Genomic DNA, 17,703 nt, shown 5'->3' with positions numbered 1-17,703 from the left:
ATCGCGGACCAGGTCCGCCGGACGCGGAAGGGGCAGCGGTGTCCGAGGCAGGTTCCCCGGGGGGCGGCGTCTACGAGTGGTACCAACGCGGCCTGCAGCTGCTGAGCAACGGCGATCCCGCGGCCGCGGCGCTGCTGCTCAGCCGCGCGGCGGAGGCGGAGCCCGGATCGCGCAGCGTCCGTGAGGCGCTGGCGCGCGCCCAGTACGACGCCGGCCGGTACCAGGAGGCGATCGCCTCGTTCACCGAGCTCATCGCCGACAACCCCACCGACGACTACGCCCACTTCGGTCTCGGGCTCGCGGCCAGCCGCGCGGGCGAGCTGAAGGTCGCCGCCGAGCACCTGGCGCTCGCCGTGGCCATGCGCCCCGACATCCGGCACTACGCCCAGGCCCTGCGCGGGGTGCGGGCCCGGCGCGCGGCGGAGTCGGCGTGAGCGGCCGGCCGGTGCCGTCGCTGGCCGGTGGCAGCCGGCAGCCGCCGTGCGAGGCCTTCGACGTGGCCCTCCTCGACCTCGACGGCGTCGTCTACGTGGGCCCCGATGCGGTACCGGGCGTGCCGGACGCCCTGGCCGCGGCGCGGAAGGCCGGCATGCGCCTGGGCTTCGTCACCAACAACGCCGCCCGCACGCCCGAGGAGGTGGCGCAGCACCTGGCCGAGCTGGGCGTGCCCGCCGAGCCGGCCGACGTCATCACCAGCTCGCAGGCGGCCGCCAGCGTGGTCGCCGAGCGGTTCGGCGCCGGGGCGCGGGTGCTGCCCGTCGGCGGTCCGGGCGTCGCCGCCGCGCTGCGGGCGGCGGGGCTCACCGTCGTCGAGCGGGCCGAGGACCGGCCGCAGGCGGTCGTGCAGGGCTACGGCCGCGAGGTGGGCTGGGCGCAGCTGTCCGAAGCCGTGGTGGCGATCCGGAACGGGGCGCGGCACGTGGCGACCAACACCGACGCGACCCTCCCGTCACCGCGCGGCCCGCTGCCCGGCAACGGGGCGATGGTGGGCGTGGTCCGGGGGGTCACCGGCCAGGAGCCGCTGGTCGCCGGGAAGCCGGATCCGGCGATGCACGCCGAGTGCGTGCGGCGCACGGCCGCCGAGCGCCCGCTGGTCGTCGGCGACCGCCTCGACACCGACATCGAGGGCGCCTGGCGGGCCGGCGCCGCCAGCCTGCTCGTGTTCACGGGGGTCACCGACCCGGCCACGCTGGTCGCCGCCCCGCCCGACCACCGGCCCGACCTGCTCTCCGCGGACGTCTCCGGGCTGCTGGGCGGCCTTCCCGCCGTCGTCCCCGACGGCCCGGCCTGGCGCTGCGGCGCCTGGATCGCCGAGCACGGATCCGACGGGGTCCTCCGGTTGCGCGCGGCCGGTCCGGCGCCGGCCGGTGAGCGGGACGACGACGGGCTCGACGGACTGCGGGCGCTGTGCGTCGCGCACTGGCACGCCCACCCCGACGACGGCGTCGCCCCGCGGCCGGCGGCGGACGACGACGCGGCCGCCCGTGCCCTCGCCGGCTGGGGGCTCGCCGAAGGCTGACCCCGGACGCTTCAGAGCAGCTTGCGCAGCCGCAGCAGGTCGCGGAACCCCGCCTCCAGCTTCACCCGCCCGGACGCCCACGCGGGGCCGAAGGACAACCGGCCGTCGGTCAGCGCCACCAGGTCGTCGCTGCTCATCGTGAACCGGATGTCGGCCTTCGGCTGCGGCTCGTCGGCCGGGAGCACGTGCAGGTCGGCCACCGCCCCGGAGCGCAGCTGCCCGCGCACGGTCTGGCCGAGGTCGGTGAGCCGGCAGGAGAGGCTGCGGTCCAGCCCCTCGGCGGCGGGGTTGGCCGCCAGCGATCCGAGGATCTCGTCGAGCGCCTTCAGGCACTGGTCCATCGTGGCCACGCCCGCCTCCTCCTCGCCGAACGGCCCGTCGGTGCCGTGCACCCCGCACGCTATCCACCGACCTCGCGTGCCCCCGTGCCCGTCGTCCCCGGCCGGTAACCTCGCAGACAGGGAACGCCCGGTGCATCCGCACCGGAGGTCCCGCAGTCCGGCCGCCCGCGACGGCGGCTCCCACGCGAGAGGGCGAGCGCCATGACCGAGCCCCGTCCGCCCGGCGCCCGGGCGGAGGACCCGACGCCGGACGGCGGGCAGCAGCGGTCCGCCGACCCGCGGTTCGCCGGCCTCGAGGCGCGGCCGGTCGCCGAGCACGTCGAGGTCTTCGAGGCCGAGCACGCCCGGCTGCAGCGCGAACTCGGCACGATCGACGAACTCTGATGCCTCGCCGCAGCCGACTCGACGCGGAGCTCGTGCGGCGGGGCCTGGCCCGATCCCGTGAGCACGCCGTCGCGCTCATCGCCGAGGGCCGCGTCGCCGTCTCCGGGCGCGCCGCGACCAAGCCCGCGACCGGCGTCGAGGCGGGCACACCGGTCGTCGTGCGCACCGATCCCGACGCGCCCACGTGGGTCTCCCGCGGCGCGCACAAGCTGCTCGGCGCCCTGGAGGCGTTCCCGGTGCCGGTCGAGGGCCGGCGCGCCCTCGACGCCGGCGCCTCCACCGGCGGCTTCACCGAGGTCCTGCTGCGCCGCGGCGCGGCCGAGGTGGTCGCCGTCGACGTCGGCTACGGCGAGCTGGCCTGGTCGCTGCGCACCGACGAGCGGGTGCACGTCCACGAGCGCACCAACGTCCGCACGCTGACCCCCGACGCGATCGGCGGCCCGGTCGACCTGGTCGTCGCCGACCTCTCGTTCATCTCCCTGCGGCTGGTGCTGCCGGCGCTGACCGCCTGCGCCCGCGAGGGCGCCGACCTGCTGCCCATGGTCAAGCCGCAGTTCGAGGTCGGCCGGGAACGGCTCGGCGCCGGTGGTGTGGTCCGCGACCCCGAGCACCGCGCCGCCGCCGTGCTCGAGGTGGCCAGCGCCGCCGCGTCGCTCGGCTGGGGGACCGCCGGGGTCGTGGCCAGCCCGCTGCCCGGTCCGGCGGGCAACGTGGAGTTCTTCCTGTGGCTGCGCCGCGATGCGAGGCCGGTGCGGGAGGACGACATCCGGCGGGCCGTGCAGGAGGGCCCGCAGTGATTCCGGCAAGAACCTCGACGAGGAGGCTTCGTGACTGAGACCGGCGGAGGGAGCTGGACCCCCGGCCGCGGGCGGCACGTGCTGCTCACGGTGCACACCGGCCGGCGCGACATCGTCGAGCTGGCGCAGACGTCCGCGGCCCGGCTGGCCCGGGCCGGCATCACCGTCCGGGTGCTCGAGGAGGAGGCGCCGGCCCTGGACATCGAGGGAGCCGAGATCGTCCCGCCCGACGCCGAGGCCGCCCGCGGCGCCGAGATCGTCATGGTGTTCGGGGGCGACGGCACGTTCCTGCGGGCCGCCGAGCTGGCCCGCTACACCCACGCCGCGCTCATGGGCGTCAACCTGGGAAGGGTCGGCTTCCTCGCCGAGACCGAGCCCGAGGCCGTCGAGGAGACCCTGACCGCCATCGAACGGTGCGAGTACTCCGTCGAGCGGCGGCTGGCCATCGAGGCCGACGTCTTCGACGGCGACGGCGGCCTCGTCGGCGGCACGTGGGCGCTCAACGAGGCCTCGATCGAGAAGACCGAGCGCTCGCGGGTCCTCGACGTCGTCATCTCCATCGACGGGCGGCCGCTGACCAGCTTCGGCTGTGACGGCGTCCTGTGCGCCACCCCCACCGGGTCCACCGCCTACGCGTTCTCCGCGGGCGGCCCGGTGGTGTGGCCCGACGTCGAGGCGCTGCTCCTGGTGCCCACCAACGCGCACGCGCTGTTCGCACGGCCGCTGGTCACCTCGCCGGACTCGGTGCTCACCGTGTCGGTCCCGGCCGACGGCAACACGGCGCGCGTCTCGGCCGACGGACGGCGGGCCATCGAGGTCCCCGACGGCGGGCGGGTCGACGTCCGCCGGGCCGACCGGCCGGTGCGCATCGCCCGCGTCCACTCCGCGAGCTTCGGCGACCGGCTGGTGGCCAAGTTCGGGCTGCCGGTCCGCGGCTTCCGCGACGCCCGGCCCCGCCAGCACCACCAGGGCCCCGGCCACGAGCTGCCGCCGACCCGCAACGTGCTGACCCGCGACATCGTCAGCGGGCCGTTCCCCGACCGGGACGGTCCGGACGGCGAGGGTGGCGCCCCGGGCGCCGGGGAGGTGAGCGGTGCCGTCGCGCACGACGACGCCTAGGCCGACGACGTCCACTGCCGCGCCGCGGGCGGACCGGCGGCTCGGCGCGCTGACCGAGCTGCGAATCCGCGGGCTGGGCTCCATCGACGACGCCACTCTCGAGCTCGGCCGCGGCCTCACCGTCGTCACCGGCGAGACCGGTGCCGGCAAGACGATGGTGGTCACCGGCCTGACGCTGCTCTTCGGCGGCCGGGCCGACCCCGGCCGGGTCCGCGCGGGTGGCCGGGCCGGCGTCGAGGGCCGCCTGGTCCTCCCGACCGACTCCCCGGTGTGGGAGCGGGCGAGCGAGGCCGGCGCCGAGCCCGACGACGACGGAAGCCTGATCCTGGCCCGCACGGTGAGCGCCGAGGGCCGCTCGCGCGCGCACCTCGGCGGGCGCAGCGTCCCGGTCGGCCTGGTCGCGGAGCTGTCGGAGGGGCTGCTCGCCGTCCACGGGCAGACCGACCAGCTGCGGCTGTCCCGCCCGGCGGAGCAGCGGCGCGCGCTCGACCGCTACGCCGGCGCCGCGCACCTGGCGACGCTGGACCGCTACCGCGAGGCCTACGCCCGCTGGCGCGAGCTGGCCGCCGACCTCGACCGGCGCCGCGGGCAGGCGCGCGAGCTGGCGCAGGCCGCCGACGTGCTCCGCCACGGCCTGGAGGAGATCGAGCAGGTCGCTCCCGAGCCGGGCGAGGACGAGGCCCTCGACACGCAGGCCAAGCGGCTGGCCGACGCCGACGCGCTGCGGGCCGCCGCCGACGAGGCGCGGCTGGCCCTGGTCGGCGACGTCACCGGCGACCTCGGCGGGGGAGGGGAATTCCCCCAGGACGCCACGACCGCGCTGGCCACCGCCGAGCGCGCCCTCGCCGGAGCCGACGACCCGGCCCTGGTCATGCTCGCCCAGGACCTCGCCGACGCCGTCGCCGTCGTCTCGGAGGTCTCGGTCCAGCTGGCCGGCTACGTCGCCGACCTGGAGGCCGACCCCGCCCGGCTGGCCGAGGTCCTGGACCGCCGGGCGGCGATCACCGCGCTGGTGCGCAAGTACGCAGATCCGGGACAGGGGCTGGCCGGCGTCCTCGCGTGGGCGGAGGACGCCCGCGGCCGGCTCGCCGAGCTCGACGTCTCCGACGAGGCGCTGGAGAAGCTGGAGGCCGAGCGCGACGCCGCCCGCGCCGACGTCGCGGAGCTCGGCCGGCAGGTGTCCGAGGGACGCCGCGCCGCCGCCGAGGGGTTCGCCGCCGAGGTCGGCCGGGAGCTGGCCGGGCTGGCGATGAAGAGCGCCCGCGTGTCCTTCTCCGTCGACACCGACCCCGACGACCCGGGTCCGGAAGGGCTCGACGAGGTCGCCCTGCTGCTGGCCCCGCACCCCGGCGCCCCGCCGCGGCCGGTGCACCGCGGTGCCTCCGGCGGCGAGCTGTCCCGGGTCATGCTCGCCATCGAGGTCGTCTTCGCCGGCGCCGACCCGGTGCCGGTCATGGTCTTCGACGAGGTCGACGCCGGGGTGGGCGGCCAGGCCGCGGGCGAGATCGGCCGGCGACTGGCCCGGCTGGCCGGCGACCACCAGGTCGTCGTCGTCACGCACCTCGCGCAGGTGGCCGCGTTCGCCGACACGCACCTCGTCGTCGACAAGTCACCCGACACCGATGCCGGGGTGACCGCCACCGACATCCGGGCCGTCGAGGGGGAGGACCGCGTGCGCGAGCTCGCCCGGATGCTGTCCGGGCTGGCCGACAGCGACACCGGCCAGGCGCACGCCCGGGAACTGCTGGCCGTCGCGGCTCAGGCGCGCGGGTGAAGCCCGGAGGAACACCGCGCACGACCGGGTGACGTCCCGCGTACTTCTCCGGCGACGGGGGTAGGGCTGTCTGCGTGGGCAGCTGTCACGAGGCGATTCCCGGCCACTCCCGCTCCGCCGGAACGACGGCGGGGCGGCTGCGGTGAGCTGCTTCTCCTCGGCTGACGAGTCGGCCCACTACGGCTTCTCCGTCTGCATGCTGCTCGAGCAGTACCGGCGCCAGCTGGGCTGGGCGGAGGAGGGTGTCGTCGAGCTCGGCACCGGTGACGCCTCGGCCGTCGCCGACGTCGTCCGGTCGCTGCCGGAGCTGCGGGTCACCGGCTACGACATCAGCGCAGAGTCGGTGCAGCGGGCGCGGCGCAACATCGCCGCCCGCGGTGTCGCCGACCGGTACACCGTCGAGCTGGGCGACTTCTTCGACGCCGCCGACTCCTCGGGTGCCCCGCGGGTGTCCACGGTGATCGCCAACCCGCCCTACATCCCCGCCCCCGACAGCGACATCCTCATGCCCGAGCTGTGGGGCGGGGTGCGCGGCAACGACCTGGTGCTGCAGCTGCTCAAGGCGGGCTTCCCCAACGTCGTCGTCGCCGTCGCCAGCTACGCCGACCCGGTCGGCACCGTCACCACCGCCGGCGACCTCGGCTACCGGGTCGCCAACTTCCTCGCGATGGGCCTGGACTACGGGGCCTACAGCAGCGAGCCGAAGGTCCGCGAGCACATCCGCCGGATCTGCGCCGACGGCCGCGGCTGGGCCGGCGAGGGCGAGTACATGGTCGCCGTCGCGCTCTTCACCCAGGACCCCGACATCCCCGGCGACCGCGCCGCCCAGCTCCTGCGGGCCCTGCAGATCGCCGGGTAGCCCTACCTCCGCTTCGCGTAGCCGGCGAGGCCGAACTGCAGGAGGGCCAGGCCGCGCTCACCGCGGGCCCGCAGCTCCGCCGACAGCTCCGGCCCGGCGGCGCCGGCCAGTACGCGGTCCCGGGCCAGATCGAGCAGCGCGGCGTACAGGCCCAGGACGGCGTGCGCCGTCAGCCAGGGCTCCAGCGCCCCGGGCTCCGCCCGCGTCTCCGCGGCGATCAGCCCGGCCAGGGCCGTGGTCAGGCCGTCGAGGATCTCCCGCTCGCGGACCTGCAGCGTGCGGCTGCCGCGGATGATCCCGGCCATCTCGGCCACACCGGCGGCCGCCTCCGGCGAGCCGAGCATGCTGACCGCGGCGACGACGAAGCTGCCCGCGGCCGCGGCCACCGACTCGCCGGCCGGGCGGGAGCGGACGGCGTCCAGCAGCGCCGCCCGCATCGGCGGGTCGGCCTCGAAGACCAGCCCCTCCTTGACGGGGAAGTGGTTGAACACCGTCTTCTCGACGACGCCGGCCCGCTGTGCGATCTCCACCACGCTGACCGCGTCGAACCCGCGCTCGGCGAACAGCTCCGCGGCGGCGTCGACGATCCGCGCCCGCGTCTGCTGGCGCCGGCGCTCCCGGATGCCCGCCCCCCGCAGTCTCCGCCTGCCGCGGGGGGCGGACACGCCCTCGGGCGCCGAACCGTCGAGCGGGAGGGCGCCGTCCGGCGCTCCCGTCGCGGCGGCCGGGTCAGGGGCCGCCTCCGCGAGGTCGCCGGCGGCGCCCTGGTCGGCGCGCCGGAGCTCGTCCGGGACCGCACGGACGCCCGCCTCGCCTCCGGGCGGCGCTCCGTCGGCCCTCGGGCCGGGGACGGTCGCTGCTGGGCTCACGGCCGACGTCCCACCAATCACGGGCGTCACGCTAGACACAGTTCGGTAACGGTCCCGCGGAAGCGGGACGGCCGGCGTGTCGCGCTCGCGTGGTGTCGCGCACAGTGCGTAACTGGTGGATCGCGGTGGCGCATCGGCCGTGCGTGCGCGTCGGACGACGGGCGCCCGCGGCGCGCGTGCGAGCATGAAGGCCATGCGCATCGGCACCCTGCGACGCAGCCGGGCCCAGGACACGGCGCCTGGCGTGTCGGGGACCGTCCGCCTGGATCGTCGCACCAAGAACCTGACCAAGCGGCTGCGGCCCGGTGACATCGCCGTGATCGACCACCAGGACATCGACCGGGTGAGCGCCGACTCGCTCGTGGCCTGCCGGGTGGCCGCCGTGGTCAACGCCGCGCCCAGCATCTCCGGCCGCTATCCGAACCTCGGCCCGGAGATCCTCGTCTCCGCCGGCATCCCCCTGATCGACGACGTCGGCAAGGAGGTGTTCAGCAAGCTCAAGGAGGGTGGCCGGGTCCGCCTCGAGGGCAGCAAGCTGCACACCGAGGACGGCGAGGTCGTCGCCGAGGGCGCGGTGCAGGACGCCGAGTCGGTGGCCGCCGCGATGGCCGAGGCGAAGGCGGGGCTGTCCACCCAGCTGGAGGCCTTCGCGGCCAACACGATGGAGTACATGAAGCGGGAGCGCGCGCTCCTGCTCGACGGCGTGGGCGTCCCCGACGTCGAGACGCAGATCGAGGGCCGGCACGTGCTGGTCGTCGTCCGCGGCTACGACTACAAGGAGGACCTCGCGGCGCTGCGGTCCTACATCCGCGACTACCGGCCGGTGCTCATCGGCGTCGACGGCGGCGCCGACGCGCTCCGGGAGGCCGGCTACCAGCCGGACATGATCATCGGCGACATGGACTCGGTGAGCGACGACGTCCTGCGGTGCGGCGCCGAGGTCGTCGTGCACGCCTACGCCGACGGCCGCGCCCCCGGCCTGGCGCGGGTGCAGGACCTCGGGGTCGACGCCATCACCTTCCCGGCCGCGGCCACCAGCGAGGACATCGCGATGCTGCTCGCCGACGAGAAGGGCGCCAAGCTCATCGTCGCCGTCGGCACCCACGCCACGCTGGTCGAGTTCCTCGACAAGGGCCGCGGCGGCATGGCCTCGACCTTCCTCACCCGGCTGCGGCTCGGCGGCAAGCTCGTCGACGCCAAGGGCGTGAGCCGCCTGTACCGCAGCCGCATCTCGACCGCGGCGCTGGTCGTGCTGGTGCTGGCCGCGTTCATCGCCATCGGCTCGGCCCTGTGGGTGTCCTCGGCCGGCCGCGTCTACCTCGACCTGCTGGTCGACCAATGGAACAGCTTCGTGTTCTGGCTGGAGAACCTCTTCTCGTGATCGATTTCCGCTACCACCTGGTCTCGCTGATCGCGGTGTTCCTCGCGATCGCGCTGGGGATCGTCATCGGCACCACCCAGCTCAACGGCCCGATCCTCGACGACCTGCGCGGCCAGGTCAGCGCCCTCGAGCAGGACAAGCGCGACCTCGAGGACGTCACCCAGCAGGTGCAGGCCCAGCAGGAGACCAGCAACGCCTTCGAGGCCGCCGTCGCCCCGGCCCTGGTCGACGGCGCCCTGACCGGCAGCAGCGTCGTCCTGGTGGTCACCAACGACCAGGTCTCCACCGACACCGTCGAGGAGGTCACCGCCCTCGTCGGCCAGGCCGGCGGCACGGTCACCGGCACGCTGCGGCTGCAGCCGGAGTTCAGCGACCCCTCCAGTGCGTCGGCCCTGGAGAGCTACGTGACCGGCTCCGGCCTGCCGGCGGGCGTGCAGCTGCCGGAGAGCGGGGACGCCGGGCAGCTCGTGGCCGCGCTGCTGGCCCAGGTGCTCATGGTGCCGAAGGGCGCGCCGGCCCCCAACACCGCCGACCTCTCCTCGGTGCTCGCCGGGCTCTCGGCGCTCGACGTCCTCGCCCAGGACAGCGCGTCGGTCACCCCCGCCAACTACGCGGTGCTGCTCACCTCGGGCGGGTTCCAGGGCGAGGACGCCGAGCAGCGCAACACCACGCTGGTCCAGCTCGCCGCCGCCCTGGACGCGGCCGGCTCCGGCGCGGTCGTCTCCGGCGACACCGCCGCGGCCGGCGACAACGGCCTGGTGGGCGTGCTGCGCGGCGACCCGACCACGTCGGCGGCCATCTCGACCGTCGACAACGTCGACACCATCTCCGGGCAGATCAGCACCGTCCTCGCCCTCGGCCGGGAGGGGGAGGGCACCTCGGGCAAGTACGGCACGGGGGAGGACACCCAGCCGGTGCCGCCGGTCCCGGCCGCCACCCAGTGACCCGCCGGAGCAGCCGCCCGCTGCTCGCCCTGGCCGGTGCGGTCGCCGCCCGGGTGGCCCTGGCCGGCGCGGCCGCCCTCACCGCCCGCCCGGCCGGCGCCGCGTGGCGGCGCACCAACTACGCCGGGCGCCCGGTCACGCTGCTCGGCGGGCCGGCCCTTGCCGCCTCGGCCACGGTCACCGCGGTGCTCGGCGCGCCGGTCGGTTCCCGGGCGGCCACCGCGGTCGCCGGGGGCGTCGCGGGGCTGGTCGGCGGCTACGACGACCTGGCCGGCGCGCGCCCCGAGCAGGCCGGCGACAAGGGGTTCTCCGGGCACCTGCGGGCGCTGCGCGCCGGGCGCGTCTCGGCCGGCGCGGTCAAGGTCGCCGGGATCGGCGCCGCGGCCGCCGTCGCCGCGCTGCTGACCCGGCGGGGGCGTGGGTCCCTGGTCGACGGCGTCCTCACCACCGGCCTGGTCGCCGGGACGGCGAACCTGGTCAACCTGCTCGACCTGCGGCCCGGCCGCGCCGGCAAGGCCGGGGTGATCGCCGCGGCCGCCACGCTCGGCGGGCCGGCCGGCGGGCTGGTCGCTGGGCCGCTGGGCGCGACCGTGGCCGTGCTGCCCGAGGACCTCGGCGAGCGGGTCATGCTCGGCGACTGCGGGGCCAACGCCCTCGGCGCGCTGGTCGGTCTGCGCCTGGCGGAGCTCCCCGGCCGCGGGCCGCGCGCGGCCCTGCTCGCCGCGATCACCGCCCTGACCCTGGCCAGCGAGAAGGTCAGCTTCACGAAGGTCATCGAGGCCACGCCGGGGCTGCGGGAGCTGGACCGGCTCGGCCGGAGACCGTGACCGCCCGGAGGGTCGCGCAAGGGGTCGCGGGCGCGGCGGCCCTGATCGCCGTCCTCACGGTGCTGGCCCGGCTGGCCGGCTTCGGCCGCACGCTGGTCTTCACCAACGCGGTCGGCGCCGACAGCACCGGTGACACCTACACCGCCGCGAACACCGTCCCGAACATCGTCTTCGAGGTCGTCGCCGGCGGGGCGCTGGCCGGCCTCGTCGTCCCCATGCTGGCCGGCGGCATCGCCGCCGGGAACGCCGAGCAGGTCCGGCGGACGGCGTCGGCGCTGCTCGGCTGGGCGCTGCTCGTGCTCACCCCGCTGGCCGTGCTCGTCGCCGTGCTCGCCGAGCCGATCGCCCGGCTGCTGCTCGGCGGGGACGGCGACAGCGCGAAGGTGGCCCTCGCCGCGCGGTTCCTGCTCGTCTTCGCCCCCCAGGTCGTGCTCTACGGCATCGGCATCGTGTTCACCGGCGTCCTGCAGGCGCACCGCCGCTTCGCCGCCCCCGCGCTGGCACCGCTGCTGTCCAGCGTCGTCGTCGCCACTGCCTACCTGGTCTTCGCCGCCCTGGGCGGCAGCCGCGACGTCGAGGGCCTGTCCACCCCGGCGGAACTGGTGCTCGGCGTCGGGACGACGCTCGGCGTGGCCGCGCTGAGCCTGAGCCTGCTCGTGCCGGTGCGGCGGCTGCGGCTGGGCCTGCGGCCGTCGCTGCGCTTCCCGGTCGGGGCGGCGCCGCGGGTCCGCCGGCTGGCCCTCGCCGGGGTGCTCACCCTCGCCGGGCAGCAGCTGGTCGCCGCGGTCGCGATCCGGCTGGCCAACGACGGCGCCCCCGACGGCACGCAGGTCGTCTACGCGGCGGGGCTGACCGTCTTCCTCGTCCCGTGGGCGGCGCTGGCCGTGCCGCTGGCCACGTCGGCCTACCCGGGGCTGGCCGAGTCCGCCGAGCTCGGCGACGACGAGGGCTACCGGCGGTCGCTGGCGCCGGTCGCCGTCCTCGTCCTCGTGGGCACCGCGGTCGCCGCCGCGGTGCTGGTCGCGGTGGCCGGGCCGATGGCGCGGGTGTTCCTGGCCACCGGCTCCGACGCCGACGTGGCGGCGCTGCGGGACACGGTCATCGCGTTCGCCCCCGGCCTGGTCGGCTACGGGCTGGTCGCGCTGCTCACCCGCGCGCTCTACGCCCGCGGGCTGTGGAAGGCGCCGACCGTGTGCGTCGTGGGCGGCTGGCTGCTCGCCGTCGTCGCCGACGTGGTGCTCGCCGGCAGCCTGCCCGCGCGCGACCGCGGCCTGGCCCTCGGCGCGGGGCACAGCCTCGGGGTCACCGTGGCCGGCCTCACCCTCCTGGCCGTCGTCGCCCGGGTCGCCGGGCGGCCGGCGCTGGCCGGCGCGCTGCGGGTGGGGGTCCCGGCGCTGCTGGCGGCGGCCCTGGGCGCGGCCGCCGGCCTGCTCGTGGCGCGGCTGCTCGGGGTCGACCCGGTGCCGCCGGGCGGCGCGCCGGCCGCGGTGGGCGCCGGCGTCGTGGTCGCCGCGGTGGTGGCGGTCGTCGCGGGGGCGGTCATCATGGGAACCGCGCGCAGGCCGCTGACCGCGGCGGTGCGCGGGCTGCGCGCGTCGGGTCGGCAGGAGGTGCACGGTGGCTGAGCTGTCGCCTCCGGATGGCGGCCGCGCCCTCTCGGGCCGCGCCATCGCGGAGGTCCTGGCCACCAGCGCCGGCGGCGTCGGCTCGCACGTGCGTGCCGTCGTCCCCGCGCTGACCGCGGCCGGCGCCGAGGTCACCGTCTCGGGCGCGCCGGCCACCGAGGAGCTGTTCGGCTTCACCGCCGCCGGGGCGGACTTCCGGCCGGTCGGCATCTCGGCGGGGCTGGCGCCGGTCGCCGACGCCCGCGCCGTCGTCGACCTGCGGCGGGCCACCGCCGGCGCCGACCTGGTGCACGCCCACGGGCTGCGCGCCGGCCTGGTGGCGGCCATGGCCGAGCGGATGGCCCGTCGGCTCGACCGGCGGCGGCGCCCGCTCGTGCTGACCCTGCACAACGCCCTGCAGGACGGCGCCGGCCCGAAGCAGGCGCTGCTGCGCCGGCTGGAGGGCGTGACGGTCCGCGCGGCCGACCTGGTTCTCGCCGTCTCCGCCGACCTGGCGGCCAACGCCCGCCGCCTGGGGGCCCGCGACGTCCGCCTCGCCCCGGCGATCGCGCCGCCCCGGCCGCCCGCGCAGCGCCCGCGCGCCGAGGTCCGCGCCGAGCTCGGCGTCGACGGCACCCGGCCGCTGGTCGTCGCGATCGGCCGGCTGCACCCGCAGAAGGGCTACGACGTGCTGCTCGACGCCGTCGCCCGGTGGAGCGGCGACGCCCGCTTGGACACGGCCCCGCTGGTCGCGATCGCCGGCGACGGGCCGCTGCAGGACCAGCTCGCGGCCCGGATCACCGCCGAGCACCTGCCGGTCCGGCTGCTCGGCCGCCGGGACGACGTCGCCGACCTGCTGGCCACGGCCGACCTCTGCGTGCTGCCGTCGCGCTGGGAGGGCAGCCCGTTCACCGGGCAGGAGGCGCTGCGGGCGGGGACGCCGCTCGTCGCGACCCGGGCCGGCGGCATGCCGGAGCTGTTCGGCGCGGCCGCCGAGTTCGTGCCCGTGGGCGACGCCGCGGCCCTCGCCGAGGCCGTCGTCACCGTGCTCACCGACCCGGCGCGGGCGGAGCAGCTCGCCGCGGCCGGCCCGCGGCAGGCCGCGACCTGGCCCGACGAGGCGGCCACCGCCCGACAGGTGGTCGCGGTGTACCGGGAGCTGCTGGGCGATCCGGAGGACGGTCCGCCGTGAGGGCCCGGTGCGCCGCCGTCCTGGCCGCCGTGCTCGCGACCCTGCTGGCGCTGGTCGCGCCCGCCGGCGCGGCGGACGGTGCCGACGAGCCCTACGCGGCGTCGCGCGTCCTGGTCGTCGGCGTGCCCGGGCTGGTGTGGGACGACGTCGGCCCGGAGACCACCCCGCAGCTGTGGGACCTGGCCGGCGAGTCCTCGATCGGGGCGCTCTCGGTGCGGGCCGCGCGCGGCACCAGCTGCCTGCTCGACGGCTGGGCCACCCTCGGCGCCGGCAACCGGGCCCGGTTCCCCGGCGCGGACGAGCAGATCCCGCCGGTGCCGCTGCCGACGGTGCCGCTGCCCGACGACCCCAACGGAGCGCCGCCGTCCTCCGGTGCGCCGTCGCCCGAGCCGCCGGTGGACGCCTCCCTCTCGCACTGCGGCCTGCAGGAGCAGGTCGCCAGCGTCGGGCTCGCCGAGCCGGTCGCGACCGTGGGGCGGATCGCCGAGGACGAGGCGACCGCCCGCTTCGGCGCGGAGCCCGGCGTGCTCGGCGAGCAGGTCGGCTGCGCCTCGGTGGTGGGCCGGGCCGCCACCGTGGCCGTCGCGCGGCCCGACGTCCGGCTCACCAGCACCGACGAGCTGCCCGCCGACCCCGCCGCGGTCGGCGCGCTGCTGACCGCGTGCCCGCTCACCCTGGTCAGCGTCGACGACCTCACCGACGCGGGCCGGCCGGGCGTGGAGACCACCGACACCGGCACCGACCCCGGCTCGCGGGACGCGGCGCTCGGCGTCGTCGACGCCGCGGTGGGGCAGCTGCGCGCCGCCGCGGAGGCCCTGCCCGACCCCGCGCTGCTGCTCGTCGTGGGGATCTCGGAGGTCAACGACGGCCGGCCGCAGCTGCACGTCGCGATGGCGTCGGGTCCCGGCTTCGAGCCCGACGGCTGGCTCACCTCGTCCAGCACCGGGCGGACGCCGTACGTCCAGCTCATCGACGTCGCCCCGACCGCGCTGCGTGCGCTGGGCCTGGACCGCCCGGCGTCGATGAACGGCGAGCCGGTGCAGTCGGCGGGGGAGCGGCCGGGCCTCGCGCAGGCCGTGGCGCAGCTGGACCGGATGAACACTGCCGCGAGCGTCCACTACCGCAGCACCAGCGCCTTCTTCTGGTGCCTGGTGGCGGTGAACGCCGTCCTCGTCGGCCTGGGCCTGGCGCTGCTCGGCGGCTGGCGGCTCGGCCGCCTCCGCCGGGCGGTCGCGCCGGCCGGCGCCGGCTCCCGGCGGCCGCTGCGCGCCCTGGCCCTCGGCGTCGCGGCGCTCCCCGTCGCGACGTACCTCGCCGACTTCGCCCCGTGGGAGCGGGCGGGCGCGCCGCGGTGGGCACTGGTGGGGGCGGTGCTCGCCGCCGATCTGCTCGTGGTCGCCGTCGCCTCCCTCGGCCCGTGGCGCCGGCGGCGGATCGGTCCGGCCGGGGTCCTGGCCCTGGTCACCCTGGCCACGCTCGTCGGCGACGTCCTGACCGGCTCGAACCTCGAGCAGAACGGCCTGCTCGGCTACGACGCGATCGTGGCCGGCCGGTTCACCGGTTTCGGCAACCTCTCCTTCGGGCTGCTCTCGACCACCGCGCTGCTGACCACTGCGGCGCTGGCCACCGCCGTCGGGCGACGCGCGCGGCCGGAGCGGGCCCGCCGCGCCGTCGCCGGCACGGTGCTGGCCTGCATGGTCGTCGTCGTCGGTCTGATCGGCGCGCCGCAGCTGGGGCGCGACTTCGGCGGGGTGCTGGCCTCGGTGCCCGGGTTCCTGCTGCTGGCGATGCTGCTCACCCGCACCCGGGTGACCGTGGCCCGGCTGGCGGTGATCCTCGGCGCGGCGGTCGTGGCGGTCGGCACGGTCGCGTTCCTCGACTGGCTGCGGCCGGCCGACCAGCGCACCCACCTGGGCCGGTTCGTCGAGCAGCTGCTCACCGGCGAGGCGTGGACGGTGGTCAGCCGCAAGGCCTCGGCCAACCTCGACATCCTGCTCGGCAGCTCCCTGGCGTGGATGCTCCCGGTGGCGCTGGTGGCGGCCTGGTGGCTGGTCCGCCCCGGGGGGCTGCTGCGCGGCGGGCGCTCCGGGCTGCCGCGGGACGACGCCGCCGCGCTGAGGGCGGGGCTGCTGGCGGTCGCGCTGAGCCTGGCCCTGGGCGCGGCGGTCAACGACTCGGGGGTCGCCGTCCCCGCCACCGCCGCCGCGCTGCTCGTCCCGCTGCTGGTGTGGCTGGCGGCGGCGCCGCGCGAGACCGACGGCACTCCCTCCGACGAGGGGGTCGCGGGAGCCGACCGTGTTACGGTGGTCTCCCGTGGATCGACCGCATGGAATGCGTGACTACGGGCTCCTGCACAACTCCCAGCCGACGAAGTTCGTCTTCGTCACCGGCGGGGTCGTGTCCTCACTCGGCAAGGGACTGACCGCCAGCTCGCTCGGCGCCCTGCTGTCCAGCCGTGGCCTCCGGGTCACCATGCAGAAGCTGGACCCCTACCTCAACGTCGACCCCGGGACGATGAACCCGTTCCAGCACGGCGAGGTCTTCGTCACCGAGGACGGCGCGGAGACCGACCTGGACATCGGGCACTACGAGCGGTTCCTCGACACCGACCTGTCGGGCCGGGCCAACGTCACGACCGGCCAGGTCTACTCGGACGTGATCGCCAAGGAGCGGCGCGGCGAGTACCTCGGCGACACCGTGCAGGTCATCCCGCACATCACCAACGAGATCAAGGCCCGCATCCTCGCCGGCGCCGAGCCGCGGGACGAGAGCGACCGGGTCGACGTCGTCATCACCGAGATCGGCGGCACGGTCGGCGACATCGAGTCGCTGCCCTTCCTCGAGGCCGCCCGCCAGGTGCGGCACGAGATCGGCCGTGACAACTGCTTCTTCTTGCACATCTCGCTGGTGCCCTACATCGCGCCGTCCGGTGAGCTGAAGACCAAGCCGACCCAGCACTCGGTCGCCGCGCTGCGCAGCATCGGCATCCAGCCCGACGCCCTGGTCTGCCGCTCCGACCGGGAGATCGGCGACGGCCTCAAGCGCAAGATCAGCCTGATGTGCGACGTCGAGGCCGAGGGCGTCATCTCCTGCGCCGACGCCCCGTCCATCTACGACATCCCCAAGGTGCTGCACCGGGAGGGCCTGGACGCCTACGTCGTCCGCCGCCTCGGCCTGCCGTTCCGCGACGTCGACTGGACGGTGTGGGGCGACCTGCTCGACCGGGTGCACAAGCCCAAGCAGACGATCACCATCGCGCTGGTCGGCAAGTACATCGACCTGCCCGACGCCTACCTGTCGGTGACCGAGGCCCTGCGCGCCGGCGGGTTCGCCCACCGCAACCGGGTGGAGATCCGCTGGGTGCCCTCCGACGACTGCCAGACCCCCGAGGGTGCGGAGAAGGCGCTGGCCGGGGTGGACGGCGTCTGCGTCCCCGGCGGCTTCGGCGTCCGCGGCATCGAGGGCAAGCTCGGCGCGATCCGGCACACCCGGATCAACGGCATCCCGACGCTCGGGCTGTGCCTGGGCCTGCAGTGCATGGTCATCGAGTACGCGCGCAACGTGGCCGGGCTGGAGAAGGCGAACTCCGCCGAGTTCGACCCCGACACCCCGGACGCCGTCATCGCCACCATGGCCAGCCAGGTCGACGTCGTCGCCGGCGAGCGGGACATGGGCGGCACGATGCGGCTGGGCAGCTACCCGGCGGCGCTGGAGCGCGGCTCGGTCGCCGCGGAGGCCTACGGCTCCACCGACATCACCGAGCGGCACCGGCACCGCTACGAGGTCAACAACGACTACCGCGACCGGCTGCAGGAGGCCGGGCTGGTCTTCTCCGGCACCTCGCCGGAGGGCCTGCTGGTCGAGTTCGCCGAGCTGCCGCGCGAGGTCCACCCGTTCTTCGTCGGCACCCAGGCCCACCCGGAGCTGAAGAGCCGGCCGACCCGGCCGCACCCGCTGTTCCGGGCGTTCGTGCGTGCCGCGATCGACTACTGCGAGTCGGCGCGGCTGCCGGTGCCGGACGACGAGGCCGAGAAGGTCGGCATCTAGTGGCCGAGCTTGCGAGGCCACCGATGAGCAGAGCGTGGTCCACCAC

16 protein-coding genes are annotated in these 17,703 nt (G+C 76.5%); 14 read left to right on the top strand and 2 right to left on the bottom strand.

The window, feature by feature from the left end:
• Positions 1 to 38 precede the first annotated feature (38 nt).
• Entirely contained in the window at positions 39 to 434 is a 396-nt protein-coding gene (locus ACWIYF_RS14620; protein WP_448623555.1) for a tetratricopeptide repeat protein, read from the top strand.
• Entirely contained in the window at positions 431 to 1,519 is a 1,089-nt protein-coding gene (locus ACWIYF_RS14615; RefSeq protein ID WP_448623554.1) for an HAD-IIA family hydrolase, read from the top strand. Before ACWIYF_RS14620 ends, ACWIYF_RS14615 begins: the two co-directional genes overlap by 4 nt.
• A gap of 11 nt (positions 1,520 to 1,530) precedes the next feature.
• Here the strand turns inward: ACWIYF_RS14615 and ACWIYF_RS14610 are convergent, their stop codons facing one another.
• Positions 1,531 to 1,911 carry an alkyl sulfatase C-terminal domain-containing protein gene (locus tag ACWIYF_RS14610; RefSeq protein ID WP_448623553.1) on the bottom strand — a complete coding sequence of 127 codons (381 nt, stop codon included), beginning with the start codon at positions 1,909 to 1,911 and terminating at the stop codon, positions 1,531 to 1,533.
• Positions 1,912 to 2,061: 150 nt separating this feature from the next.
• Between ACWIYF_RS14610 and ACWIYF_RS14605 the strand changes: the two genes are divergently transcribed.
• The 5 genes from ACWIYF_RS14605 to ACWIYF_RS14585 all read left to right on the top strand — a co-directional run bounded on the left by ACWIYF_RS14605 (position 2,062) and on the right by ACWIYF_RS14585 (position 6,793).
• Positions 2,062 to 2,244, top strand: coding sequence for a hypothetical protein (locus ACWIYF_RS14605; protein ID WP_448623552.1), 183 nt, complete (start codon positions 2,062 to 2,064; stop codon positions 2,242 to 2,244).
• Positions 2,244 to 3,041: a TlyA family RNA methyltransferase gene (locus ACWIYF_RS14600; protein ID WP_448623551.1), complete on the top strand. Its 798-nt coding sequence runs from the start codon at positions 2,244 to 2,246 to the stop codon at positions 3,039 to 3,041. Before ACWIYF_RS14605 ends, ACWIYF_RS14600 begins: the two co-directional genes overlap by 1 nt.
• Before the next feature lie 30 nt (positions 3,042 to 3,071).
• Positions 3,072 to 4,160, top strand: coding sequence for an NAD kinase (locus ACWIYF_RS14595; protein ID WP_448623550.1), 1,089 nt, complete (start codon positions 3,072 to 3,074; stop codon positions 4,158 to 4,160).
• On the top strand, positions 4,135 to 5,934 hold the full coding sequence (gene recN, locus ACWIYF_RS14590) for a DNA repair protein RecN (protein ID WP_448623549.1): 1,800 nt from the start codon (positions 4,135 to 4,137) through the stop codon (positions 5,932 to 5,934). The genes ACWIYF_RS14595 and recN overlap by 26 nt, the downstream gene beginning before the upstream one ends.
• Before the next feature lie 142 nt (positions 5,935 to 6,076).
• Positions 6,077 to 6,793 (top strand): methyltransferase domain-containing protein, encoded by a 717-nt coding sequence (locus ACWIYF_RS14585; RefSeq protein ID WP_448623548.1) that lies wholly within the window; start codon positions 6,077 to 6,079, stop codon positions 6,791 to 6,793.
• Between the two features lie 2 nt (positions 6,794 to 6,795).
• Here the strand turns inward: ACWIYF_RS14585 and ACWIYF_RS14580 are convergent, their stop codons facing one another.
• Entirely contained in the window at positions 6,796 to 7,662 is an 867-nt protein-coding gene (locus ACWIYF_RS14580; protein WP_448623547.1) for a TetR/AcrR family transcriptional regulator, read from the bottom strand.
• Positions 7,663 to 7,855: 193 nt separating this feature from the next.
• On the opposite strand from ACWIYF_RS14580, the gene steA reads away from it, so the two are divergent.
• From steA to ACWIYF_RS14545, 7 genes are read left to right on the top strand one after another with little or no spacing between them, the layout of a single operon-like run.
• The gene (steA, locus tag ACWIYF_RS14575) at positions 7,856 to 9,043 is read left to right on the top strand and encodes a putative cytokinetic ring protein SteA (protein WP_448623546.1); all 1,188 of its coding nucleotides are present in this window, start codon (positions 7,856 to 7,858) and stop codon (positions 9,041 to 9,043) included.
• On the top strand, positions 9,040 to 9,987 hold the full coding sequence (locus ACWIYF_RS14570) for a copper transporter (protein WP_448623545.1): 948 nt from the start codon (positions 9,040 to 9,042) through the stop codon (positions 9,985 to 9,987). The genes steA and ACWIYF_RS14570 overlap by 4 nt, the downstream gene beginning before the upstream one ends.
• Positions 9,984 to 10,814 carry a hypothetical protein gene (locus ACWIYF_RS14565; RefSeq protein ID WP_448623544.1) on the top strand — a complete coding sequence of 277 codons (831 nt, stop codon included), beginning with the start codon at positions 9,984 to 9,986 and terminating at the stop codon, positions 10,812 to 10,814. The genes ACWIYF_RS14570 and ACWIYF_RS14565 overlap by 4 nt, the downstream gene beginning before the upstream one ends.
• Positions 10,811 to 12,439 (top strand): murein biosynthesis integral membrane protein MurJ, encoded by a 1,629-nt coding sequence (gene murJ, locus ACWIYF_RS14560; protein ID WP_448623543.1) that lies wholly within the window; start codon positions 10,811 to 10,813, stop codon positions 12,437 to 12,439. The genes ACWIYF_RS14565 and murJ overlap by 4 nt, the downstream gene beginning before the upstream one ends.
• Positions 12,432 to 13,610 carry a glycosyltransferase family 4 protein gene (locus ACWIYF_RS14555; RefSeq protein ID WP_448623542.1) on the top strand — a complete coding sequence of 393 codons (1,179 nt, stop codon included), beginning with the start codon at positions 12,432 to 12,434 and terminating at the stop codon, positions 13,608 to 13,610. Before murJ ends, ACWIYF_RS14555 begins: the two co-directional genes overlap by 8 nt.
• Complete coding sequence (locus tag ACWIYF_RS14550) at positions 13,607 to 15,949, top strand: hypothetical protein (RefSeq protein WP_448623541.1); 2,343 nt, start codon at positions 13,607 to 13,609, stop codon at positions 15,947 to 15,949. Before ACWIYF_RS14555 ends, ACWIYF_RS14550 begins: the two co-directional genes overlap by 4 nt.
• On the top strand, positions 15,924 to 17,657 hold the full coding sequence (locus ACWIYF_RS14545) for a CTP synthase (RefSeq protein WP_448623540.1): 1,734 nt from the start codon (positions 15,924 to 15,926) through the stop codon (positions 17,655 to 17,657). The genes ACWIYF_RS14550 and ACWIYF_RS14545 overlap by 26 nt, the downstream gene beginning before the upstream one ends.
• Positions 17,658 to 17,703: the final 46 nt, after the last annotated feature.

It is taken from the genome of Geodermatophilus sp. URMC 64, assembly GCF_053502555.1.
Note: the sequence above shows the minus strand (reverse complement) of the source record. Positions and strands in the feature narration are given on the sequence as shown.

What these genes read in the sequence shown, in the direction of transcription:
- ACWIYF_RS14605 (WP_448623552.1), top strand. Translation starts at nt 2,062, where the DNA reads ATGACCGAGCCCCGTCCGCCCGGCGCCCGGGCGGAGGACCCGACGCCG.
- ACWIYF_RS14600 (WP_448623551.1), top strand. Translation starts at nt 2,244, where the DNA reads ATGCCTCGCCGCAGCCGACTCGACGCGGAGCTCGTGCGGCGGGGCCTG.
- steA (WP_448623546.1), top strand. Translation starts at nt 7,856, where the DNA reads ATGCGCATCGGCACCCTGCGACGCAGCCGGGCCCAGGACACGGCGCCT.